The 21,138-nt window shown below is 42.0% G+C and carries 19 protein-coding genes; 7 read left to right on the forward strand and 12 right to left on the reverse strand.

What is annotated here, in order from left to right; translation table 11 throughout:
• From CLV99_RS01000 to CLV99_RS01010, 3 genes are all read right to left on the reverse strand, one after another.
• A complete protein-coding gene (locus CLV99_RS01000; protein WP_133582625.1) occupies positions 1-900 on the reverse strand; it encodes a class I SAM-dependent methyltransferase in 900 nt (299 codons plus the stop codon).
• 92 nt (positions 901-992) lie between these two features.
• Positions 993-1,748 carry an ABC transporter ATP-binding protein gene (locus CLV99_RS01005; protein WP_133582626.1) on the reverse strand — a complete coding sequence of 252 codons (756 nt, stop codon included), beginning with the start codon at positions 1,746-1,748 and terminating at the stop codon, positions 993-995.
• An 11-nt stretch (positions 1,749-1,759) separates the two neighbouring features.
• The gene (locus CLV99_RS01010) at positions 1,760-2,494 is read right to left on the reverse strand and encodes an MlaE family ABC transporter permease (RefSeq protein ID WP_133582627.1); all 735 of its coding nucleotides are present in this window, start codon (positions 2,492-2,494) and stop codon (positions 1,760-1,762) included.
• A 216-nt stretch (positions 2,495-2,710) separates the two neighbouring features.
• Here CLV99_RS01010 and CLV99_RS01015 point away from each other — a divergent pair, with 216 nt between their 5' ends.
• On the forward strand, positions 2,711-3,619 hold the full coding sequence (locus tag CLV99_RS01015) for a LiaI-LiaF-like domain-containing protein (RefSeq protein ID WP_133582628.1): 909 nt from the start codon (positions 2,711-2,713) through the stop codon (positions 3,617-3,619).
• Between the two features lie 29 nt (positions 3,620-3,648).
• On the forward strand, positions 3,649-5,655 hold the full coding sequence (gene ispG / locus CLV99_RS01020) for a (E)-4-hydroxy-3-methylbut-2-enyl-diphosphate synthase (protein ID WP_133582629.1): 2,007 nt from the start codon (positions 3,649-3,651) through the stop codon (positions 5,653-5,655).
• Here the strand turns inward: ispG and CLV99_RS01025 are convergent.
• Positions 5,615-6,868, reverse strand: a complete 1,254-nt coding sequence (locus CLV99_RS01025; protein WP_133582630.1) for an MFS transporter — start codon at positions 6,866-6,868, stop codon at positions 5,615-5,617. The genes ispG and CLV99_RS01025 overlap by 41 nt on opposite strands.
• Positions 6,869-7,041: 173 nt before the next feature.
• Between CLV99_RS01025 and fsa the strand changes: the two genes are divergently transcribed.
• The 5 genes from fsa (at position 7,042) to CLV99_RS01050 (ending at position 13,724) form a co-directional block, all read left to right on the forward strand.
• Positions 7,042-7,701: a fructose-6-phosphate aldolase gene (fsa, locus tag CLV99_RS01030; RefSeq protein WP_133582631.1), complete on the forward strand. Its 660-nt coding sequence runs from the start codon at positions 7,042-7,044 to the stop codon at positions 7,699-7,701.
• Positions 7,702-7,806: 105 nt separating this feature from the next.
• On the forward strand, positions 7,807-8,268 hold the full coding sequence (locus CLV99_RS01035) for a Fur family transcriptional regulator (RefSeq protein ID WP_133582632.1): 462 nt from the start codon (positions 7,807-7,809) through the stop codon (positions 8,266-8,268).
• A gap of 399 nt (positions 8,269-8,667) precedes the next feature.
• The gene (rnr, locus tag CLV99_RS01040) at positions 8,668-10,797 is read left to right on the forward strand and encodes a ribonuclease R (RefSeq protein WP_133582633.1); all 2,130 of its coding nucleotides are present in this window, start codon (positions 8,668-8,670) and stop codon (positions 10,795-10,797) included.
• 351 nt (positions 10,798-11,148) lie between these two features.
• Positions 11,149-11,775: a response regulator transcription factor gene (locus CLV99_RS01045; protein WP_133582634.1), complete on the forward strand. Its 627-nt coding sequence runs from the start codon at positions 11,149-11,151 to the stop codon at positions 11,773-11,775.
• A 17-nt stretch (positions 11,776-11,792) separates the two neighbouring features.
• Positions 11,793-13,724 carry a sensor histidine kinase gene (locus tag CLV99_RS01050; protein WP_133582635.1) on the forward strand — a complete coding sequence of 644 codons (1,932 nt, stop codon included), beginning with the start codon at positions 11,793-11,795 and terminating at the stop codon, positions 13,722-13,724.
• Positions 13,725-13,817: 93 nt separating this feature from the next.
• Here the strand turns inward: CLV99_RS01050 and CLV99_RS23075 are convergent, their stop codons facing one another.
• The 8 genes from CLV99_RS23075 to CLV99_RS01085 form a co-directional block, all read right to left on the reverse strand.
• Positions 13,818-13,991, reverse strand: coding sequence for a hypothetical protein (locus CLV99_RS23075; RefSeq protein ID WP_162849970.1), 174 nt, complete (start codon positions 13,989-13,991; stop codon positions 13,818-13,820).
• A gap of 49 nt (positions 13,992-14,040) precedes the next feature.
• Positions 14,041-14,373, reverse strand: coding sequence for a nuclear transport factor 2 family protein (locus CLV99_RS01055; protein WP_211348376.1), 333 nt, complete (start codon positions 14,371-14,373; stop codon positions 14,041-14,043).
• 263 nt (positions 14,374-14,636) lie between these two features.
• Complete coding sequence (locus tag CLV99_RS01060) at positions 14,637-14,987, reverse strand: DoxX family protein (protein WP_133582636.1); 351 nt, start codon at positions 14,985-14,987, stop codon at positions 14,637-14,639.
• A 74-nt stretch (positions 14,988-15,061) separates the two neighbouring features.
• Positions 15,062-15,817 (reverse strand): SDR family oxidoreductase, encoded by a 756-nt coding sequence (locus CLV99_RS01065; RefSeq protein WP_133582637.1) that lies wholly within the window; start codon positions 15,815-15,817, stop codon positions 15,062-15,064.
• 202 nt (positions 15,818-16,019) lie between these two features.
• The gene (locus CLV99_RS01070; RefSeq protein WP_133582638.1) at positions 16,020-17,969 is read right to left on the reverse strand and encodes an OmpA family protein; all 1,950 of its coding nucleotides are present in this window, start codon (positions 17,967-17,969) and stop codon (positions 16,020-16,022) included.
• A gap of 40 nt (positions 17,970-18,009) precedes the next feature.
• The gene (locus CLV99_RS01075; protein ID WP_133582639.1) at positions 18,010-19,020 is read right to left on the reverse strand and encodes a PorP/SprF family type IX secretion system membrane protein; all 1,011 of its coding nucleotides are present in this window, start codon (positions 19,018-19,020) and stop codon (positions 18,010-18,012) included.
• Between the two features lie 40 nt (positions 19,021-19,060).
• Positions 19,061-20,608, reverse strand: coding sequence for a T9SS type B sorting domain-containing protein (locus CLV99_RS01080; RefSeq protein WP_246032674.1), 1,548 nt, complete (start codon positions 20,606-20,608; stop codon positions 19,061-19,063).
• Positions 20,609-20,625: 17 nt separating this feature from the next.
• A complete protein-coding gene (locus CLV99_RS01085) occupies positions 20,626-21,138 on the reverse strand; it encodes a hypothetical protein (protein ID WP_133582640.1) in 513 nt (170 codons plus the stop codon).

Here is a 21,138-nt window from a genome sequence, read left to right on the forward strand (position 1 = left end):
TTATTTTAACTTTCTAAATTTACCGAATACGCCTAGAGGCAGTTTTGGCCCCGCTGTGGCCTGCAAGTAAAGCTCGCCAATTTCAAGATTCTCAACCTGTGGGAAAGAAGTACGGATTAGGTTTTCTACAATTACAGAAGAAAAACCCAATGAGTATGTATTCAAAATCAAGAAGTGCTCCTGTGGATCTAAAAGCTTCACAACATCTTGCATCATCTCCATGATATGATCTTCCAGCTTCCACTTTTCACCCTTTGGACCATGTCCGTAAGCTGGTGGATCCAAGATGATACCGTTATAGGTATTGCCTCGTTTCAATTCGCGTTTTACAAACTTCAAAGCATCCTCTACAACCCAGCGGATATCCGACAGACTAGAAAGCTCTTGATTCTCATTGGCCCAAGTCACGACCTGTTTGATAGAATCGACATGTGTGGTATCAGCTCCAGCTGCTTTTGCAATCAACGAAGCTCCTCCTGTATAAGCAAAAAGGTTCAACACCTTTGGACTAGTGGTCTTAAATGACTTTACACTTTCCGAAATATAGTCCCAGTTGACTGCCTGTTCAGGAAATATCCCTACATGCTTAAATGAGGTCAGCCCTAAGCGGAATTTGATTGCAACATCCTTATTTTTATAAGAGATATGCCACCTATCTGCTGTTTTAGCACTTTTCTTCATCCATTCACCACTAGTAGCCGAACGCCCCTTAAACTTGATGTCATATCTTTTCTCCCATTCCGCATCACTTAAAGCCTTCGGCCAGACTGCTTGCGGTTCAGGTCGGATTAAAATCAAATCACCAAAACGCTCTAATTTTTCAAAATCACCGCAATCAATCAACTCGTAATCTTTCCAATGCTGTGGTGTTAATAACTGTATGTGTGTAGTTGTAGACAAAATACTAATATTTAAATTTCGGCAAAAATAAACAAAACTTTCCTAATCCGCGAGCTGGTAGCTCAACGACAGTTAAGAAACGATAGATTCCCTTATTTTATAACCTGCCTCGCAGCCTTCATTAACGGGCTGGCAAAAACAAAATCATTAAGCTCCTTGGTATCCGAATTCAACATATCCTGATTTGAGCCTTCCCAAAACTTCTGTCCTTTATGTAGGAAAAGGATATACTCTCCTATCCCCATTACCGAATTCATATCATGCGTAACAATTATAGTTGTACAGGAATATTCTTGGGTAAGATCTTGAATAAGTTCATCGATCAAAATGGAAGTAGCGGGATCCAATCCTGAGTTGGGTTCATCACAGAACAGGTATTTCGGACTCATACTGATTGCGCGAGCTATACCGACACGTTTCTTCATCCCTCCAGATAACTCGGCCGGATACAACTTATTCTTTCCAGCTAAATTGACACGCTCAAGGCAAAAGTTAGCGCGATCTACCTTTTCAGACCGGGACATATCCGAAAACATATCCAGTGTAAATATGATATTCTGCTCCACAGTCATGGAATCAAAAAGTGCAGAATTCTGGAAAAGCATACCGATCTCCTTACGAATAGGAATCTTCTCTTCAAAGTCCATATGGGTAAACTCCTTTTTATCAAAAAAAACTTTACCCTGCTCAGGTTGATGTAATCCCACGATACATTTCAATAATGTACTCTTTCCGGATCCGGACCCCCCAATGATAAGGCTCACCTTACCGGGTTCGAAAATAGCATCTATTCCACTCAACACCACATTGCTACCAAAGGCTTTATGGATATTTTGTATCTCAATCATATAAAGTATGCTTATAACATTAATGCCGTGATGATATAATCACTGGCCAGAATAGATATACAGCCGATAACAACGGCTTTCGTTCCGGCCTGCCCTACCTCTAGCGCTCCACCTCGTACATGAAATCCTTTATGTGCAGGTACTGTCGTAATAATAAAACCATAGAAAAAAGCTTTCACCATCGCTACCACGATTGTAAAACCCCTAAATTCACTTTGAATCCCCATAATGTACTCATTCGGGGTTACGGCTCCTGTCAGTGCCCCTCCTAAAAGCCCTCCAACTATTGCGCAGAAAATAGCTATGGTAACTAAAACAGGCACCATAATAACTCCAGCAATTAATTTAGGCAAAATCAAATAACCTGCTGCATTAATCCCCATTATCTCCAAAGCATCAATCTGCTCAGTGACCCGCATAGAACCTATCTGTGAAGAAATAGACGACCCTACCTTTCCCATGAGTACGAGGGCTGAGATGGTCGGCCCCAATTCCAAAATATTGGAGTCCCTATTGATCTGCCCAATGACCGAACTCGGAATCAGATCTGACACCAGCTGAAACGCGATCTGCATCGTCATTACTGCTCCAATGAAGGTAGAGATAATTACAATAAGCCCAACCGACCCTACTCCTATCTCATTCATCTCGTGCAAAGTTTCCCGCCAATAAATCTTCCACTTTTCTGGCCGTTTAAAGACCTTTTTCAGCAAAAGAACGTATTCTCCAAAATGATAAAAAAACATATGTCGCTATCTACTATTTAAGCTAAAATACATATTAATAGCAAAAATTTCACTTCTTTTTACGGCTTTTATTATAAACTCTTCTCTATTCACCGATGAAACCTTTTAATTCACCGAATTTTCCAATTCAATAACCCTATTATATAAGTAAAGTTGGAAATAGCAATGTACATTTGTAGTAGATTAAGAAAGTTTAGTACTATATTTATTCGCAATATGAAAGGAAAAATTTCGACAGGCATTTGGTTTATATTTTTGGGCGTTATAGCCTTGCTCCATAATTTTGATATTATAAATTTCAACTTCTGGGCGCTTGTCCCGTACTGGCCACTGCTCATTATCGCTATTGGTGCGAACCTCATTTTTCAAAACCGCCCTCATGGAGTTTTAATTTTGACTGTCATCAACATTTGTCTTTGTATATTTCTGGGCTATAAAGGTATGACTTCCACAGAGCGCTTCAGTTTTAGCGGTCCCATTAACTATAACGTATCGGACGATACCCTAGGTGCTGCCCCTTTAGTGGAAATCCCTTTTGTAGAAGGAACAGAGCAAGCCTCCTTAGAATTTAATGTAGGTGCCTCGACAATTGCATTAGACAGCGTGCCCTCTACTCAATTATTCAAGGCCTCTACGCCCAATGCGAATGTAGGTCTAAAACTGGAGAATACAGGGGATAGCCTTTCGCCGCATCTTGAGCTGACCTCAGTGATAAAACACAATAACAATCAACAGAACAAAATACAATTGGCCTTACACGCCTCTCCTCTCTGGAATTTAATCATCAATATGGGGGCCTCTAAGTTTGTTGCAGATTTCAGTAAGCACAAAATTGAATACTTGGAAATCAATGCCGGTGCAGCATCTCTGGATATGACATTCGGAATGCCACAAACACAGGAATCGATCCTAGAAATAAATACTGCCGCTTCGAACTGTACGATAAACATTCCAAAAGATGCTGCCTGTAAATTAGAAATGGAAAGTATACTAACCTCCAAAAAATTTGACGGTTTTCATAAAAAAGAGGATGCACAGCAAACTGACAATTTTGATACCGCAGAAAAAAAATATATAATCAAAATCACAGGAGCAGCTAATTCTCTAAAGATAAATAGATATTAACCCCGCAAATACCTAACTTTGCAGCCAAGATGGATGCAAAAACGAAGTTGATATTACCGGGCGGTTATTGTAATTCGAAACTCGAATATTCAAGGTTTAAGACAAGAGAAGTAAAAATAGGTGATGTTCCAATGGGTGGGGATAATCCCATCCGTATACAGAGCATGACGACTATCGATACTATGGATACGATAGGATCGGTCGAACAGACCATCCGTATGGTAGATGCAGGTTGTGAATATGTCCGTATTACAGCTCCTAGTATCAAAGAGGCTGAAAATCTGGCAAACATCAAACGGGAACTTCGTGCCCGCGGATATCAAGTACCTCTGGTAGCCGACATACATTTTACCCCCAATGCAGCTGAAGTAGCGGCCCGTATCGTTGAAAAGGTAAGGGTAAACCCGGGTAACTACGCAGACAAAAAGAAATTTGACCAAATAGATTATACCGACAGTGCATATCAGGCCGAATTGGAAAGAATACATAAAAAATTCGCTCCATTGGTCCGCATCTGTAAAGAATATGGTACAGCCATGCGTATAGGAACCAATCACGGCTCACTCTCCGACCGTATCATGAGCCGTTATGGCGATACACCAGAGGGGATGGTCGAATCGGCCATGGAATTTATGCGTATATGTGAAGATTTGGATTATTATAATCTAGTTGTATCCATGAAATCTTCTAATCCACAAGTCATGGTGCAGGCCTACCGCTTGCTCGTAGAGCGTATGGTTGCTGAAAACATGAACTATCCTTTACATCTTGGTGTAACAGAAGCTGGAGATGGTGAAGATGGTCGGATTAAATCTGCTGTAGGTATAGGTACATTGTTAGAGGATGGATTAGGGGATACTGTACGCGTGTCATTGACTGAAGAACCGGAGAAGGAAGCTCCTGTCGCCATTGCTTTGGTGAATCGTTATTCTAAAAGGCAATTATTGACAAAAAACCAAGGAGATCATGCTATACTAACATTATCTACTCCGAAAGAAACGACTGCCTATAATTCACAGGAAGTCAACACCTTTGTAGGAGGGTCACTGGTACCACGTGTAATTGTAGACATTTCCGACAAAAACTTAAAAGACCCTTTTATCTTGTCGGAAGTAGGTTATCGCTATGACCTACTCAATGACAAATATCATATGGGGGATCAATCTGTGGACTTTGTCTACTTAGCAGATCAACTGCCTTCATTCAATATGCCAGGCAACCTCAAACAACTGTATGACTATACCACTTGGTTACAGCTATCAAATAGATCCAATATACATCCGTTGTTTACACTCGCGGAGTTTAACAATGCGACTACAAAAGACCCGGTATTAAACCTGGTCCGTATATCGAATACACAACTACAGTCGGAAGAATTTGACAACCTGCAACTGGACAAAAGTATTGTCTTTTTATTGGAGACTGATTTAGCCCATGGAATGGCAGATCAACGTCAGTTTTTCGCTAATCTACAAGAAATCGGAATGGATGCTCCTGTCATTATACGTCGGAGCTATCCAATTGAGGACTTCTCCGCTCCTATGGGCAACGATATGGATCCCGAAGAGCCTATCTCCAAATTACAATTGTATGCCGCTACAGACCTAGGCGCATTGCTCATCGATGGTCTTGGATCTGGAATATGGATTGATTCTCCCGCTACTCCTACCGATAAGCTATCCTCAATTTCCTTTGGTATATTACAGGCCACTCGATCCCGAATCTCTAAAACCGAATACATATCCTGCCCTAGCTGTGGCCGTACCCTATTTGATTTGCAGGAGACTACGCAGATGATCCGTAGCAGAACAAATCATCTCAAAGGACTTAAAATAGGCATTATGGGCTGTATCGTAAACGGTCCAGGTGAAATGGCTGATGCCGATTATGGTTATGTAGGCGCTGGACCGGACAAGATTACACTATATCGAGGTAAAGAGGTCGTCAAAAAGAATGTCAGTTCAGCAAATGCGCTGGACGAGCTGATTGATATCATCAAGAACGACGGACTCTGGATAGAGGAAGGGGAAGTTTAAACAATCTCCGGTGTATGTGTTGACGTAAATAGGTATAAAAGCCTAATGCGATTAATACCCCTATAGCGCCCATCACATAAAGCGTGTGTTTAATACCTATTCCTTCGGCAACGGCACCAATAATAAGACTTCCAATTGGAAATATCCCCTGGAATGCCATAACGTAGTAAGACATAATCCGGGCTCTATAAGCAGGCATCGCATGTGTCTGTATATAGGTATTGATACTGGAATTTTGCATCATCATCGCAAAAGAGACTGCTACTGTAAAGAGTAAGGCCGACAGAAGATAATGTGCATAAGCCAATAACAACAGGGAAATCCCCATAATCAAGGCAGAAAACATGACCCGGTACCGTAGGTTTTCTCCTGATTTCAAACGAGCCATATTAATAGCACCAATCATCGCTCCCAATCCTGCCGCACTCTCGAACCAAGAAAAGGTACGCTCGTCCCCATTAAACAAATCTTTGGCAACAGCAGGCAACAACGAGGTATAGGGAATCACAAAAAGACTGGAACAGGCCATGATGACAATCAAAGAGGCAATATGTGGAGAACGTCTTAGGTAATCAAATCCATCCTTCATCCCCTGCCAATTAGAGAGTTGTTTCGTTTTTGTAACCTGTAGCTCATTCACTTTCATCTGAGACAATGTAAAGAGCACAGGAATGAAGCTCAAAAAATTAATAAAAAAGCAGACCAGCTCGCCATAGGTGCTTAAAAGAAATCCCCCAATAGCAGGACCTACCATACGGGCGGCGTTAAATACCGATGAATTGAGTGCTATCGCATTGGGCAGATCCTTCTTATTATCCACTAAAGAAACTAATAAAGCCTGACGGGATACCACATCAAAGGCATTAATGACCCCTTGAGCGAAACCAAGGACACAGAGCCAATATACAGATACCCAACCGGAATATACGGCCAAGGTCAGTATAGCCGCTTGTATCATCAAGAGTACTTGCGTGATGACAACAAGCTTATATTTGGAACGGCCATCTACAAAACTTCCAATAAAAGGGGAAAATAGTAACGAAGGAGAAAGGGAAACAAAAGATACAAACCCCAACCAAAAAACAGAATCAGTAAGCTTATAAACTAACCAGCTAATAGCAATACGTTGCATCCAGGTTCCGAGAAGCGAGATGGACTGTCCAATGGTGTGTAGCCTAAAATTGGGGTAATGAAGCGACCTGAAAATATCCATATAGGCAATATACTTAAATCGACGGACCGAAACCTATTCTGTCTTACATTATGACCTTCAGAAAACGTAGTCTGTTCAAAAAACTCTAAAGAATTAACTACCTTTGTAACAGCTAAGACTAGAGATAGTTTTTAGAACCTCGTAATAATTTGTAAACAACAATCAATCAAAACATGAAATTTTTTATAGACACCGCCAACTTGGCACAGATTAAAGAAGCACAGGATCTCGGCGTATTAGACGGCGTAACTACCAACCCTAGCTTAATGGCTAAAGAGGGAATCAGCGGCGATGAAAACGTTATCAACCACTATAAAGCAATTTGCGAAATCGTAGATGGTGACGTCAGCGCAGAGGTAATCTCAACAGATTATGAGGGGATGATTAAAGAAGGTGAATTATTGGCGGCTCTAGACAGCAAAATTGTCGTAAAGGTGCCTATGATCAAAGACGGTGTTAAGGCTATCAAATATTTCAGTAAAAAAGGGATAAAGACAAACTGTACATTGGTGTTTTCAGCAGGACAAGCCTTATTAGCAGCGAAAGCTGGAGCAACTTATGTATCTCCATTTATTGGACGTCTTGATGACATTTCGGTAGATGGCTTGAGCTTAATAGAAGAAATCAGATTAATCTATGACAACTACGGATTCGCAACGCAGATTCTTGCTGCTTCAGTACGTCATAGTGCACATATTTTGGGCTGTGCTAAGATTGGTGCTGATGTAATGACAGGACCTTTATCTGCTATTACAGCACTATTAAAACATCCATTGACAGACAGTGGCCTTGCACAGTTTTTAGCAGACCACGCTAAAGCAGCAGGCAAATAAAAAAAGAAGAGAGCCTTATATAAATGTCATCTTGAGGAGACGAAGCACCTGCCCTCTTTCGGAGCAGCAGCACGTCCATCAAGATGACACTTTAATTTGACAACAATGAGTACAGAAAACAAGCAGATAAAAGAGGTAATTATCAACGAAGAATTTTCAGACCTTTTAAGGAAGAATAAACTTAAAATAACGCAACCACGTCTGCGTGTTTTAGAGATTATTTCAGAAAAGACATCGGCTTTGTCTCAACCCGAATTAGAGAAAATCGTAGGCAAAGATATTGATAGAGTGACGCTCTATAGGATACTCGGAAGCTTTGAAGAAAAGGGTATTCTGCACAAGGTATTTGATCTGAACGGGACGGCAACCTATGCCATCTGCTCAACCAAATGTAGTGCCCATCACCACCATGACCAACATATACATTTTATCTGTTCGGTATGTAATAGCGTGTACTGTCTGGACGAGGTCAGTGTTCCTAAAATTAATATCCCAAAAAACTTCTCGCTTCATTCCATTGCCATCAATGCAGTAGGTCTATGCGATCAATGTAACAACGCGGAATAAAACAGGCTAGCTGTACAGCCGTTTTCTCTCCTTGGACGTACCTCTATTCATTAAGTTGAAGCTTTTTATTTGCCCAATAATCCCCCCTTTTCTCCGATGGCGCTCGACTTTGGTAGTGGACAACTCGCTATCTGTGTAATAAAACGATTAAAAAAATATTTCAGTTCTACGGCAAGTTCAGCATCATTTTTGTATATTCCCTCTATAGAATGAGGAGAGCTACAAAATTCGCTTTTATATTACGATACGATTATATCCATCCCCACAAGCGGGCTACAGCTCCTAAGAAAAGAAGGAAAGGTATCTACAAATAAAGAATACAGATGAACCCGATTAAATGCAGGCTACATCCCGATAGATCGGAACAGGTTCTGACAAAAAGAAGAATAAAAAAAACAGATGAAGTCTAGAAAAGAAAATCCTTACAAAGAAGTGCTGACACAGCTTATTGTTGATGTCTTTGAGAAATCAGGTAACCCACTTCTAAACTATAAACAAGTTGCGGCAAAGCTCAACATCACGGACAGTGATTCCAAAGTAGCCATCGCAGACATCCTAAATGATTCGTCAAAAAGCGGCCAGTTCGCACAACCCGAGAGGGGCAAATTCAAGCTTAGACAGCTACAGGTCTACATCATCGGAAAAGTAGATATGACTGCAGATGGTTCGGCTTATATCGTACCGAATGATGAATTCGAGAATGACATCTTTGTAGCCCCTCGAAAAGTACGACAAGCGCTACACGGAGATATCGTAAAAGTACACGTCTACGAACGTAAAAAGGGGCGTAAGAGAGAGGGTGAAGTAGTCGAGATATTACAACGTGCTAAGACCGATTTTACAGGGACAATAGATATCTCACAGAGCTATGCATTCTTCTTACCCGATGACCGGAAGATGCAGCACGATATCTTTATCCCTTTGGATAGTCTGAATGGTGCCAAGAACGGTCAAAAGGTAGTCGTCACCATCATCGAATGGCCTAAAAACGCAAAAAATCCAATCGGTAAAGTCAAATCTGTACTGGGCACAAAAGGAGAGAATAACACCGAGATGAATGCAATTCTTGCAGACTACGGGTTCCCGTTACAGTTTCCCAAAGAAGTGGATGAAGCAGCAAATGCTATCCCCGAAGAGATCAGTCGCGAAGAGATTGCTAAGCGCAGAGACTTCAGGGATACGCTGACTTTTACGATAGATCCTGCAGACGCGAAGGACTTTGACGATGCTATTTCTTTCAAGACTTTGGAGAATGGTAACTACGAGATAGGCGTACACATCGCTGATGTTTCGTACTACGTAACTCCAGATAGCATATTGGACAAAGAAGCATTTGAACGGGCTACATCGGTATATCTGGTAGATCGTGTAATTCCTATGTTACCGGAGCGTCTCTCCAATAACCTATGTTCACTACGCCCCAATGAGGATAAACTATGTTTCTCCGCCGTGTTTGAAATGGATGAGAAAGCGAACGTAGTGGACGAATGGTATGGTAGGACAATTATTCACTCGAATCGTAGATTCAGCTACGAAGAGGCGCAAGAAATCATTGAAAACAAAAGTGGCGACCATGCGACAGAAATATTAAAACTAAATGAACTCGCCTATATCCTCCGTGATCGTAAATTTAAAAATGGAGCGATAAGCTTTGAAAGCGAGGAAGTAAAATTCCTACTGGATGAAAAAGGCAAACCCCTTGGCGTATATACGAAAGTAAGAAAAGATGCGCATAAGCTCATCGAAGACTTTATGCTCCTGGCGAACCGTAAGGTAGCAGAATACATTGGAAAGCAAGGAAAAGGAAAAAACAAACTGGGATTTGTATACCGTTTTCACGACACTCCTAACCCAGAAACGTTAACAAGCTTTTCACAGTTTGCAGCACGCTTTGGTCACCGCCTAGCTATAAAATCGGACAAAGAAACGGCCAAATCATTAAATGCGCTGATGATGAAAATTGAGGGCAGTAAGGAGCAGAACCTACTTACTTCGCTCGCTGTACGCTCAATGGCTAAAGCCATTTACACAACAAAAGGCACATCGCACTATGGTTTAGCATTTGACTATTACACCCACTTTACCTCTCCTATCCGTCGTTATCCAGATGTCATGGTACATCGGTTACTTCAATTCTATTTAGACGGAGGGACAAAAGTCAATGTAGAACATTACGAGAAAATGGCTGAACATTCCTCTCAGATGGAGAAAAAAGCTGCCGAAGCGGAGCGTGCTTCTATCAAGTACAAGCAGGCGGAGTTCCTACAGGATCAGGTAGGTGTCGAATACACAGGAATCGTGTCAGGTGTAACTGAATGGGGAATGTATGTGGAAATCCAAGAGAACAAATGTGAGGGAATGGTACGCTTACGCGACATAACGGATGATTTCTATACCCTCGATGAGAAGAACTTCGCAATTATAGGCCAACGGAAGAAAAAAGTGTACCAGTTGGGAGACGAGGTACAAATCAAGGTCAAAAAAGTAGATCTCGAAAAAAGACAGATAGACTTTACTTTATTAAGTTAACATGATTAGGGTATCATCTTTGGGGAGGGATGATACCCATTAATCTACCTATTTGAAATTATACTTTAGGAGTATACAAAATTATGATTGGTTTCTGCCTTGTAGAGAATCCTTATTCACCCTTTATCCTACCAACCCCTACCTTGACCGAAAAAATATATCTATCGCTTATTTCCGATAGACATATACAAATAAAAGAAAGTATAACCACAAATGGTGATACATTTCACACCTTATAGCAAAAACATGCTATATCCATTTATTATTTTAACATGCTTTAGCTACCCTACGGATAATCAATAGCATTCCGAAATTATTTATCTTTGTAATAACCGTTTATCAATAACAAATATGAATCAAAAGTGTGCCCTTGTATTAGACGACCACCAGTTGTTTGGTGAGTCCTTTGCTGTATTATTGGAAAAGTACACCGAGATAAAAACGGTATACACCTTTCAGGAGATATCCGAATTATTTCGTTTTCTAGGTCAACACAGCAGGGAAAAATTCTTTATTTTTTTAGACTATTACTTAAAGGACGCAAATGGATTAAGTGTACTAATAGATATCCGAAGGCTCAATAAACTTTGTAAAATCATCTTCCTCACGAGTTCTACCAGCTGGCCTGTGATCTATAATATCGAGAATCACAATCCGGATGGCATTATTAGCAAGGCTAGCGGCCTTGACATTTTGTTGGAATGTATACTGTCAATACAAAAAGACCAACAATATATATGTCCAACTTTTCGAGAACTAAAGGCAGTCAACCTAAAAAGCCAACCAGTCAGTTTTACGGCCCGCGAACTTGAAATATTAAACTATTTTGTTGAAGGATATACAATTGCCGAAACTGCTGAAAAAACCTTTTTAAGTCGACATACCATAGTAGCTCATCGTCGTAACATGATGTCAAAGGCCAATTGTACTTCTATCAGTCAATTATTAACGTATACCAGTCAATGGAAACTTATTTAATATAACCTGTAAATTCCATGTTATTCAAAAGAATAAACCTAGTTTTTGCAGGCTACTTTATCTCTAGCTTAGGGGCAGGATTCACTTTTGCGCAAGACAGCACCAAGACGCATGTTAAGAAAGAATTTGATAAATTCGACAAAGCCTATTATCTCAAACAGCTTACAAAAAAAAACTACCTAAAAGCGATAGATTCACTCGCCAACACGTTCCTTACAAAAGGCATTTACCTAGAGACAAAAGAACTAACGAATCATCTCAGCTTATATGAATCCATCGTGTGGGAGGACGATAAATTCAAATCAGCTCGTTATACCTATTATCTAAAGTTTCTGAACAACGCCCGCATATTCGGGAAACAAGGAGCCTCTATCTATTATGCAGAGAAGATGAGTGAGCAAGCAAAAGAAGATGGCGATGAACATCCTCTAATCGAGATGCTTCAAAAATTTGATATCTATATAGGTCAAGGCTTAAATGACAAAATCATCAATTCTTATGAGAAAGAAGAAAAATATATGCAACAGCTTCCTTCACTACTGAGAAATAACAAAGTAAAAGTGAGCCAGGGTATGAACTCCATTTACATCCTATACCCAGCTGTGACTGCCTATATCAAAACCAATAATAAATTCAAAGCCGAGAAGACAGCTCAATTGGCCAATCGAATCGGAGAAGTGATAAAACGTCGAAAAGATAGTTCCAAAGAAATTTTACTAAACACCGACTTATTTCTTACAAGCATACCTTTTGCAATCGCGCTAGAGACCAAAGACAACAAGCAAATGGGCGTTCTTCTGCAAAAACTAGAAAAGCTCAAAACCAAATATAGTGACATAAATACCACCTATGTAGATGTTAACCTTCTAAAATGGCGGCTGCACTACTTTCTACAGACTCACAATGCAGACAGCTTAAGCTTTTACATCAAGGAGATGGAAAAATATCCAGCCTCCAACAATATGCAAAAAGCGCATATCCTTGCCTATAAAGGAGACGTACAGGCCTTACGAAGCAATTTCAAAGAATCCTATAACTTATTGCACGAATCCATCGAACTATATCAAAAAGCAGTATCCGATATTGCGATCGAGATGGACACCCTACTCTATGCTCATACCGAGGCTGAGCACCATCAAATAGCCCTACAAAAATCTGAAAAAGTCAAACAGCAACGTACCACCTGGTTAGTCCTTATATCCGGCATTGCATTAGCTATCATTGTGGGAATATATCTTCTTATGCAAAAAAAAAGCAAAAGATCGCAACAAATCATTGACTTACTTAATGATTCAGCGAATATACAGATTGCACTCATGGAAGAAGCCCGTGATCAAGCCCGACGGGATGAGCAGCATAGGCTATCCCAGGAACTACACGACGGTCTTTCGGGAACATTAGCCAGTATCATCAATAGATTAGAAATACAGGTCAGTCCAACGGACAGCGAATACTTAGACAATGTACGACAGCTCAAAAAGATGGCCCAACAGGTCTACACGGAAATACGAGAAAGGAGTCACACACTAAATGACCAAGCGAATAGTATTAGTGAGGAACGATTCCAGCAACATATAATCGATCTCGCGAGAACAGCCTTTCCGAAATCACAATACCATTATGAAGTGACCATTGATCAAGGCTCCCTTAACCAAACTAATTTTGAACTAAGAAGTCACCTTATCCGTATTGTGCAGGAAGCATTTGCCAATATACTAAAGCATGCCAAAGCCACCTCACTATCAGTGTTACTCTATCATGAAGATAGTCTCCTAACCTTAAGTATTCAAGACAATGGCCTAGGCATGAAAAGTACATCAACTAAAGGAATAGGATTACAGAATATCGAAAACAGGGTCAAGGAAATGAATGGGAAGCTCGACGTTACTTCTTCGGCAGAAGGTATGTTACTTACCTGCACTTTCCCTATAGCGCCTGAAAACAACTAAAATAATTAAGGGGATTACTGTTTATCGTGATTCCCTTTACTGAAGTTATACTTTTAGCAGTATACCGAGGCATCCGCCCAAATATCCAAACTTCTACTTCTTCCCGTGTATTGGTCTGATACTCTGTACGCGTACAGTCCGCCCCTTTATACCAAAACTGATAAACGACTTATTGTCTGTTGTAGTTCCTTTTGAGATAATAGCATCTTTCATACTGAATAATGTGACCGTGGATGCAGGCAACAATTCACCAGTATTACGGTCCACGAGCCCCCCTTCGATAATACTATTTAATACATCATTAAATAGATGCTATTTAATACCGCATTCTCCAGCTCGTGATCCGTCCATTTTCTACAGTGAACAAAAAATTGGCTTTGTTTGAATATCCCTGGCTTGCGTATTGTCCTTTGACCACAACTTCTTTATCACTAAGCACCGTGTATTCCGGCTTTGCTACTTTACCCCGGCGGTTAATGATGTCACTTTCTAACCATTTGGCTGTTTCTTCGGGCGTTTTCATGATCCCTTCTGCACCATAAGCCTGTGTGGCTGTTTTTGCAAATTGAGCACGGATCACTTCGGCATCTTCTGCATCCATTGCCTCTATCAAAGTTTTAACGGGTTTTAATACTGTTTGATCTTTCATTTTGTTTTCTGTTTTTATGGTTTGTACGCTTTGATTGGTTTTCGATTGTTGTCCGCAAGCGTTTAGTGACAGCGAACAAACTAAAATAAGCATCTGTATTTTCATGTTAATAGTTATTGATAAATATCGGTTCTCATTTGCATCAATGCGTGCCATTACGCATTAGATTAGTGCTAAGGTATTCGCGTATGCACGATCCTCAGTTCACGCCGTTTGTTCTTTATTCTCTTGCCTGCGTGCTTGTTCGAGGTGTATTACATATCTTAATTTGCTTTAAAAGGATGTTGCAAATAGACAATGACCAAATTCAGTAACAAAAATGGAACTTCAATGGCTACACCTTTTAAGTCCTTGTTCAATAATTGCATGCAAATAATCATCAGTATTCCTGCAGCCATCAGGAAATTTCCCCAAACGAAAGTTCTTGGAAATAAAATTAGAACAGAAGCTAATAAAGTGACAGCACCGTTAATCATAACAGCTGTTTTACCCAAGTTCCACTTACCAAACATCTCCAACATCTCGGGTTTCGCGGTTAGCATATTCCAACCATGTTTTGTCCCCATAAACACCGCAAAAAGAATTAAAACAGTGTTGAATATTTTTAATATCATTTTTATAGGAATTTAAAATAAAAGGTAAACAACACCGTCATTTACCTTTTAAAAATATGAACTAAATCGTGATACTACCTTGTTGTATAACCACCATTGGCAAAAATGGTCTGTCCGGTAATCCACCAGCCATCGGTTACTAAAAACTCCACCAAAGGCGCAATGTCTTTAATATCGGTGAGTCCGCCCAAATCAGAAGCTTGTTTATGGTAAGCCACAGCATCGTCACTTTCTTGCCCATAGAAGAAAGGGGTATCCATTGGGCCAGGGGCGACGGCTGTAACAGAAATCCCTCTTGAACCAAATTCTTTGGAAGCCGCTCTGGTAAAATGTTCTACTGGAGCCTTTGCTCCCGCATACGTAGAATAGTACCCAGTGAATGCTGCCAGTAATGAGGTAACAATAGTATTTATTTTTCCGTTATCGTTCAGTTTTTTACCTGCCTCTTGGATGAAGAAATAAGCTACTTTTGAGTTGATATCACTCATACTGTCATATTCTGCTTCTGTGGTATCCGCAAAAGGCTTTTTGAGCACTTTACCTACAGTATTGATCGCGATGTCTATACCTCCAAATTTTTCGATAGCCGCATCAAACAGTTTGGTAATATTTTTTACATCCGTCAAGTCTGCCTGAAACAGAAAAGCTTCGCCACCGGTATTGGTAATATCTGCCAAGGTTTTTTCCGCATCGGCTTTTGTCGCGTTACTGTTGTAGTGAATAACAACTTTTGCACCCTTTGCTGCAAAATCACGACTTAACAAACCTCCTAAGTTTTTCGCTCCTCCTGCGATTAAAACTACTTTTCCTTTTAAATCATTTCTTGCCATAATCTTTACTTTTATTGGTTATAAATGTTTTGTTTTGATTTTTTCCTATGCCTTTGTACCCAACTAACCACCGTTGCCTTACTCCTTATACGATATTTGTCCATCACTTCTTCTACAAGTAGCCGACCCGCCAAAATATCATCGATAGCACTATCGCGCACAATCTTAGAAAATCTACCGTAATATTTACCACTCATAATTTCTAATTCGCCAATACTTCCACTTCGGTACGTCTATTGGCCTGATGTTCTGCTCTCGAACATGGTATGCCGTTACTACATCTATTCAGCAAACGTGTCTCTCCGTAGCCCTTGGCTACCAGACGTTCCCGTGCAATACCTCTGGTCACTAAGTAATCGACTGCAGACTGGGCCCTTCGCTGCGAAAGCTTGTCATTATAGCTATCCGATCCACGGCTGTCGGTATGGCTGGACAGCTCGATTTTCAACGTTGGGTTATCGCGCATTGTAGCTACCAGACGATCCAGAATCAAGGCCGCATCGGGACGGATATTGTGTTTATCAAAATCGTAATGAATATTTTCCAGAATAAACTTATCCCCTACTTTCAGAACCGGATTCAGGTTCATCGTATACCGGATGACCGTATCTTTGCTTGGGTTTATACCTGCAACCAAGACAGAATCCGCATGGTAGCCCTTCTTCTCGCCCAACAATCGGAAATCTGTATTAGGCGTTATGTCAAAACTGATAAACGCGTTGTTGTCTGTCGTTCCCTTTGAGACAATAGCGTCTTTCATACCGAATAATGTAACCGTGGATGCAGGTAGCAATTCACCGGTATTACGATCGCGGGTCACTCCTTCGAGAACTATTTTGATCTTTGGCTTTTGAAATACAAACGAGTAGATATCGTCTGAACCGACACCCCCTTTGCGGTTGGACGATAGGTAGCCCACCTTCACATCCGCCGCCGTACCGTACTCTACGTATGCAAAATCATCAGCGGCGGAGTTGAGGGGGTACCCCAAATTAACCACCTTATCAAAAGTACTTTCGCTGCCTTTAGCTTTGAATATATCCAGACCGCCCATACCCACATGGCCTGTACTCGAAAAATAAAGATCGTTTCCAACAACCGTAGGGAACAGCTCATCCCCCAACGTATTGATCTTATCACCAGCATTCTGAGGCTTTCCCCAGCTCCCATCAGACTGAAGTTTACTGTACCAGATATCTACGCCTCCGTTGCCCCCTGGCATATCCGAGGCATAATAAAGTACACTTTCGTCTGCACTCAGAAAAGCATGTCCTAGTGAATAGGTTTTTACGTTATTGTAGGGAAAATCCTCTTCGGTCCAGGTTTCCCCGTTCTTTTTATATATTTTCAGTTCCAGGTTGTGCTTATTCCATTTTTGCCCAGCGGCACGGAAACGCTCTCCATCCTTTCCGGGAAAAGTACGCGTCACGTAGAGCACATCCCCGGCGGCATTGCTGGCAACAGGCCCGACATGGTAGGCTGCCGCATTGATAGGGGCCGCTAGCACATTGGGCTGCCGCAGTGTACCATCCGGTTGACGTTCGGCAGTGTACACTTTCAGGAAAGCCTGCCCTGTCATTCCGCTTTTGGCATTTAACAGACTACTAGGCTCTGCCGCATACATCACCCCGTTGGACATGGCCATAACGCCAAACTCCGCCAGAGCTGTATTTACCGCTTGCTCGTTCTTGAGCTGGTGCTTTGTAGGATTGCGCATCCACACCTGCGCAGAATCTGCACCACGGATTGCAGCCCGGACAGCCTCACTCTTTTTCTGCTTCGCAGCATAAAGCTCGTACTGCCCCTTTGCTTCGGCATATTTCCCCTGCTGCTTCAATACATCGGCATAGTTCAACCGCGATTCCGGAGAAGCTCCTTTTTGCTCCACCACCCGGGCGTACCAGTTTTCTGCCAGGTCATATTGCTTGATGTAATAATAACTGTGTGCCAGACGTTCCATCGTCTCTACTCCCGGCTTTTTAACATCTACCAGCTTTTCATAAGCTGCTGCAGCTCTGGCATACTGCATTTCTTTATAAAACTGATCGGCGCGGCTACGTCTACTGGGTTGTTCCTGTCCCCAGGCCGTTGTAACAGCAAGGGAAATGGACAGCGTCCATAAAGTATGTTTCAAATATGTCTGTGTTCTCATATATACTTCCTCCACGCTCGGAGCGCATAAATTCTATTGGTTAAAAATATCTTGGACTTAATATCTGCTGGTACCTACGTCCAAATGTTATCCCCAGCGTGATCTCATGACTACCGTTTTGCAGCCCGCTCATTCTATTCAACATATGATCATAAGAGTAACCGATCCTCAATTTCGGGCTCACATAAAACTGCGCGATCCCGCTCAGTGAATTCAACGAGCTCAGCTTATTGACCGATATATTATTATAATCCCGGTCAAAAATACGCGCCCGCGTCCGATAGCCGCCACCTATCCAGAACTTATCGTTAAAGATGAACATCGCGTTCACATCCAAGGAGGTCGGCCCTTTAAAGTCATCCTTCACCAGAACACTCGGACGGAGCAACAGTCCCGGGTCCAGCTCAAAGAGCGCCCCTGCGATAAAGTAGCCGTGCACCTTACGGTACAGACTTTCCAGCGAGTTCTGGTTGAATTGGAACTCCTCGTTGCTGCTCGCGTTGGAAAAAAGATCCTGCACAGATACCCCGGCATACCACTTCGGGTTACTGTAATAAACTCCCAGACGTATATCAGGTTTCCAGGTCGTGATCATATGATCTGGTATAGCCCCATCGTTTCTCTCCACGGGAGAAAGTTTATTTCCATCAAGACTGTATTGGGTCACCCCACCGGCAACACCTAAAGCCAGACGATGCTCATCCGCATTATCCAATTGCAGGCGCAGCGCATAGTTGGCAAACACACTTGTTGCTCCCTGTGCTCCAAGTTTATCGGCAGTGACCTGCAGCCCCACACCATGCCTACGCTCTACAGGATCCAGTACCCCATCAATAGACAAGGAGCCGGTTTTTGGCGCCCCATCCCAACCGGACCACTGGCTCCGCAGCCCCATTTGTCCAAACCACTCTTCCTTGTAGCCCGTATAAGCCGGATTGATCGAGATCGAATTGAAGATATACTGCGTAAACTGTATGTTCTGCTGGGCATGGCCATTGAACACCAGGATCAGCAGGATCACAACACTTACATATTTTATATTCTTTATCATTGTTACTTTTCTATGATTACCTAAAATAATAACCTCGGTTTTAGTAGCGCTTGATCAGGACATGTGTTTTGAACAAACGCATATCATTGCCTCGATATGCCTTGATGATCGGGAAATATGTACCTTCGTTCAAACCTGTACCGTCCCATTCATCCTTATAATCCATATTGCGATAGACTTCATTGCCCCATCTATTGACCACAATAAGCTCTATCCGGTCATACGCCTCTCTACCTACAATCACGAATTTGTCGTTTTTATCATCACCATTCGGTGTAATCACATTCGGGATCATCAGTTCTCTTGGTAAAACAGTAACCATGACCTTAGCCTGCGACACCATACCATTTTCGTCCATAATCTCATATTCAAAGACATCCTCACCGATAAAGCCGTCGCGTGGCACATAGGTTACACTTCCATCCGCATTTACAGTTACCGTTCCGTCTCTTGGTTGCGCTACGATCCGTACCGACCCGCGATCGATGGCACTTGATCCGACAATATCATTTTCCAGGACATTGATCGTGACATTGCTGCCATACTCCATCGTTGCACGGTCATCTACCGCTTTCGGCGGTATCTGTGCCTTCTTCGTAAACCAGGTGCCTGATAAGGTATTCCCTGTGACCGTCTCTATATCCTTACGGCTGTGTACACCGGCACTTTCCAATACCGTGACGTCGCCGATCCAATTTCCTTTATCTGCATTCTGTACGATACGTGCATCCGCATCCACATAGGCACTGCCGTTGGTCACCGCATTGTGCGTCAGCGTGTAGTTGACATCCATTTTATCAGCAGCGTAAATATTCCAGATACGATCCATTCCCAGGTCAGCATCCGGTTTTAAATCAGCCACTGCCTTGTAATCGTTGACCGAGACATAGAGTTTAGAGCTCGCCGTTTTTGGTGTCAGCTGCGCAGGGGTATAATCACCTTGGGCTATACCCACCGGAAATACAAATGTCCCTACCCCGGTATAGTTTTTGATCATATGACCGGTAAGCATATTGCCGGTTACCACCATACGGTGGAGGTTATAGTTCAACAGTTGCCCCGATGCCGACAGTTCCAGATCAGACCCATTGAGATAGATACTGGCTCCATCAACGCGCAGGTCGATCGATTTTCCTATTTTTAGCGCGGCGGCCTTTGCAACCACCCCCGTCGAGCCATCGGGATAGCCCGTCTGTTGTAAATCAGACAATATCATTCCTTTAGGATTGTCCAGTACGATATTGACATCGATAAAAACCCCGTTATTGCCGTCTATCTTTGTCGCTGCAGCGGTCCAATCTTCATAAAAAGGATTATCACCAGGGCTATGGATATAAAGTGTACCTATACCGGTAATCTTTGCTGTGGGAGCTATCCAGACATTGCGACTGTATACGTGCACCTCACCGTCGATCTGCCAGTCGGCTGTAGGCCCCAGACAGAGGCTCTCCGCATAGATGAACTTATAGTTTCCAGGACTTACAAGCTCATAGCCGTTGCTGCTTTCGAAACTTCCCGCCCCATTCTGTCCAAAAAGCAGTCCACAGCACAACATGTTGATTAATATAACTACGTATTTTTTCATCATCTTAAATATTATTGCCGCTACTTCCAATAGTTCCAAACTTTTCCATCGAATACGGCCAATGCCTTTCTATCGGTATCGTAGCACATCATGCCGGGATATGGGCTTTTTACGTTTAGGTGTGGATTAGAAATTTTGGGTAAAACCAACGCTTTGTCCGGCGACTCTAACACAAGCACCCCATCTGCCGTGGTAGATCTAGCTCCCATTACGGTTTGCTTGCCGTTATCCACAGTGCCGCTGTACGGCGCAAGAGGTACGGTCCCTGCTGTCTCTCCGACACCAGAAAGATCAACCCAAGCTCCATTTTGGTACATTTTTACAATTTTGGCTACCTTATCAAATAAGAAAGTACCATTGGCAGGCGTAGCAGGTAATGTTTCTACCGCAGGCAGGATAATGCCTTTGGTTGTACCTGAAGCAAAGTCCAAAATCGAAGACACATCGGTTGTTTTCTTTTCGATAGCAGTTTGCGATAGCGCAATACTGCACAACGCCAAACTTAAAACTGATAATATGAAATATTTTTTCAT

Source organism: Sphingobacterium yanglingense (assembly GCF_004363245.1).
Classification (GTDB): domain Bacteria; phylum Bacteroidota; class Bacteroidia; order Sphingobacteriales; family Sphingobacteriaceae; genus Sphingobacterium; species Sphingobacterium yanglingense.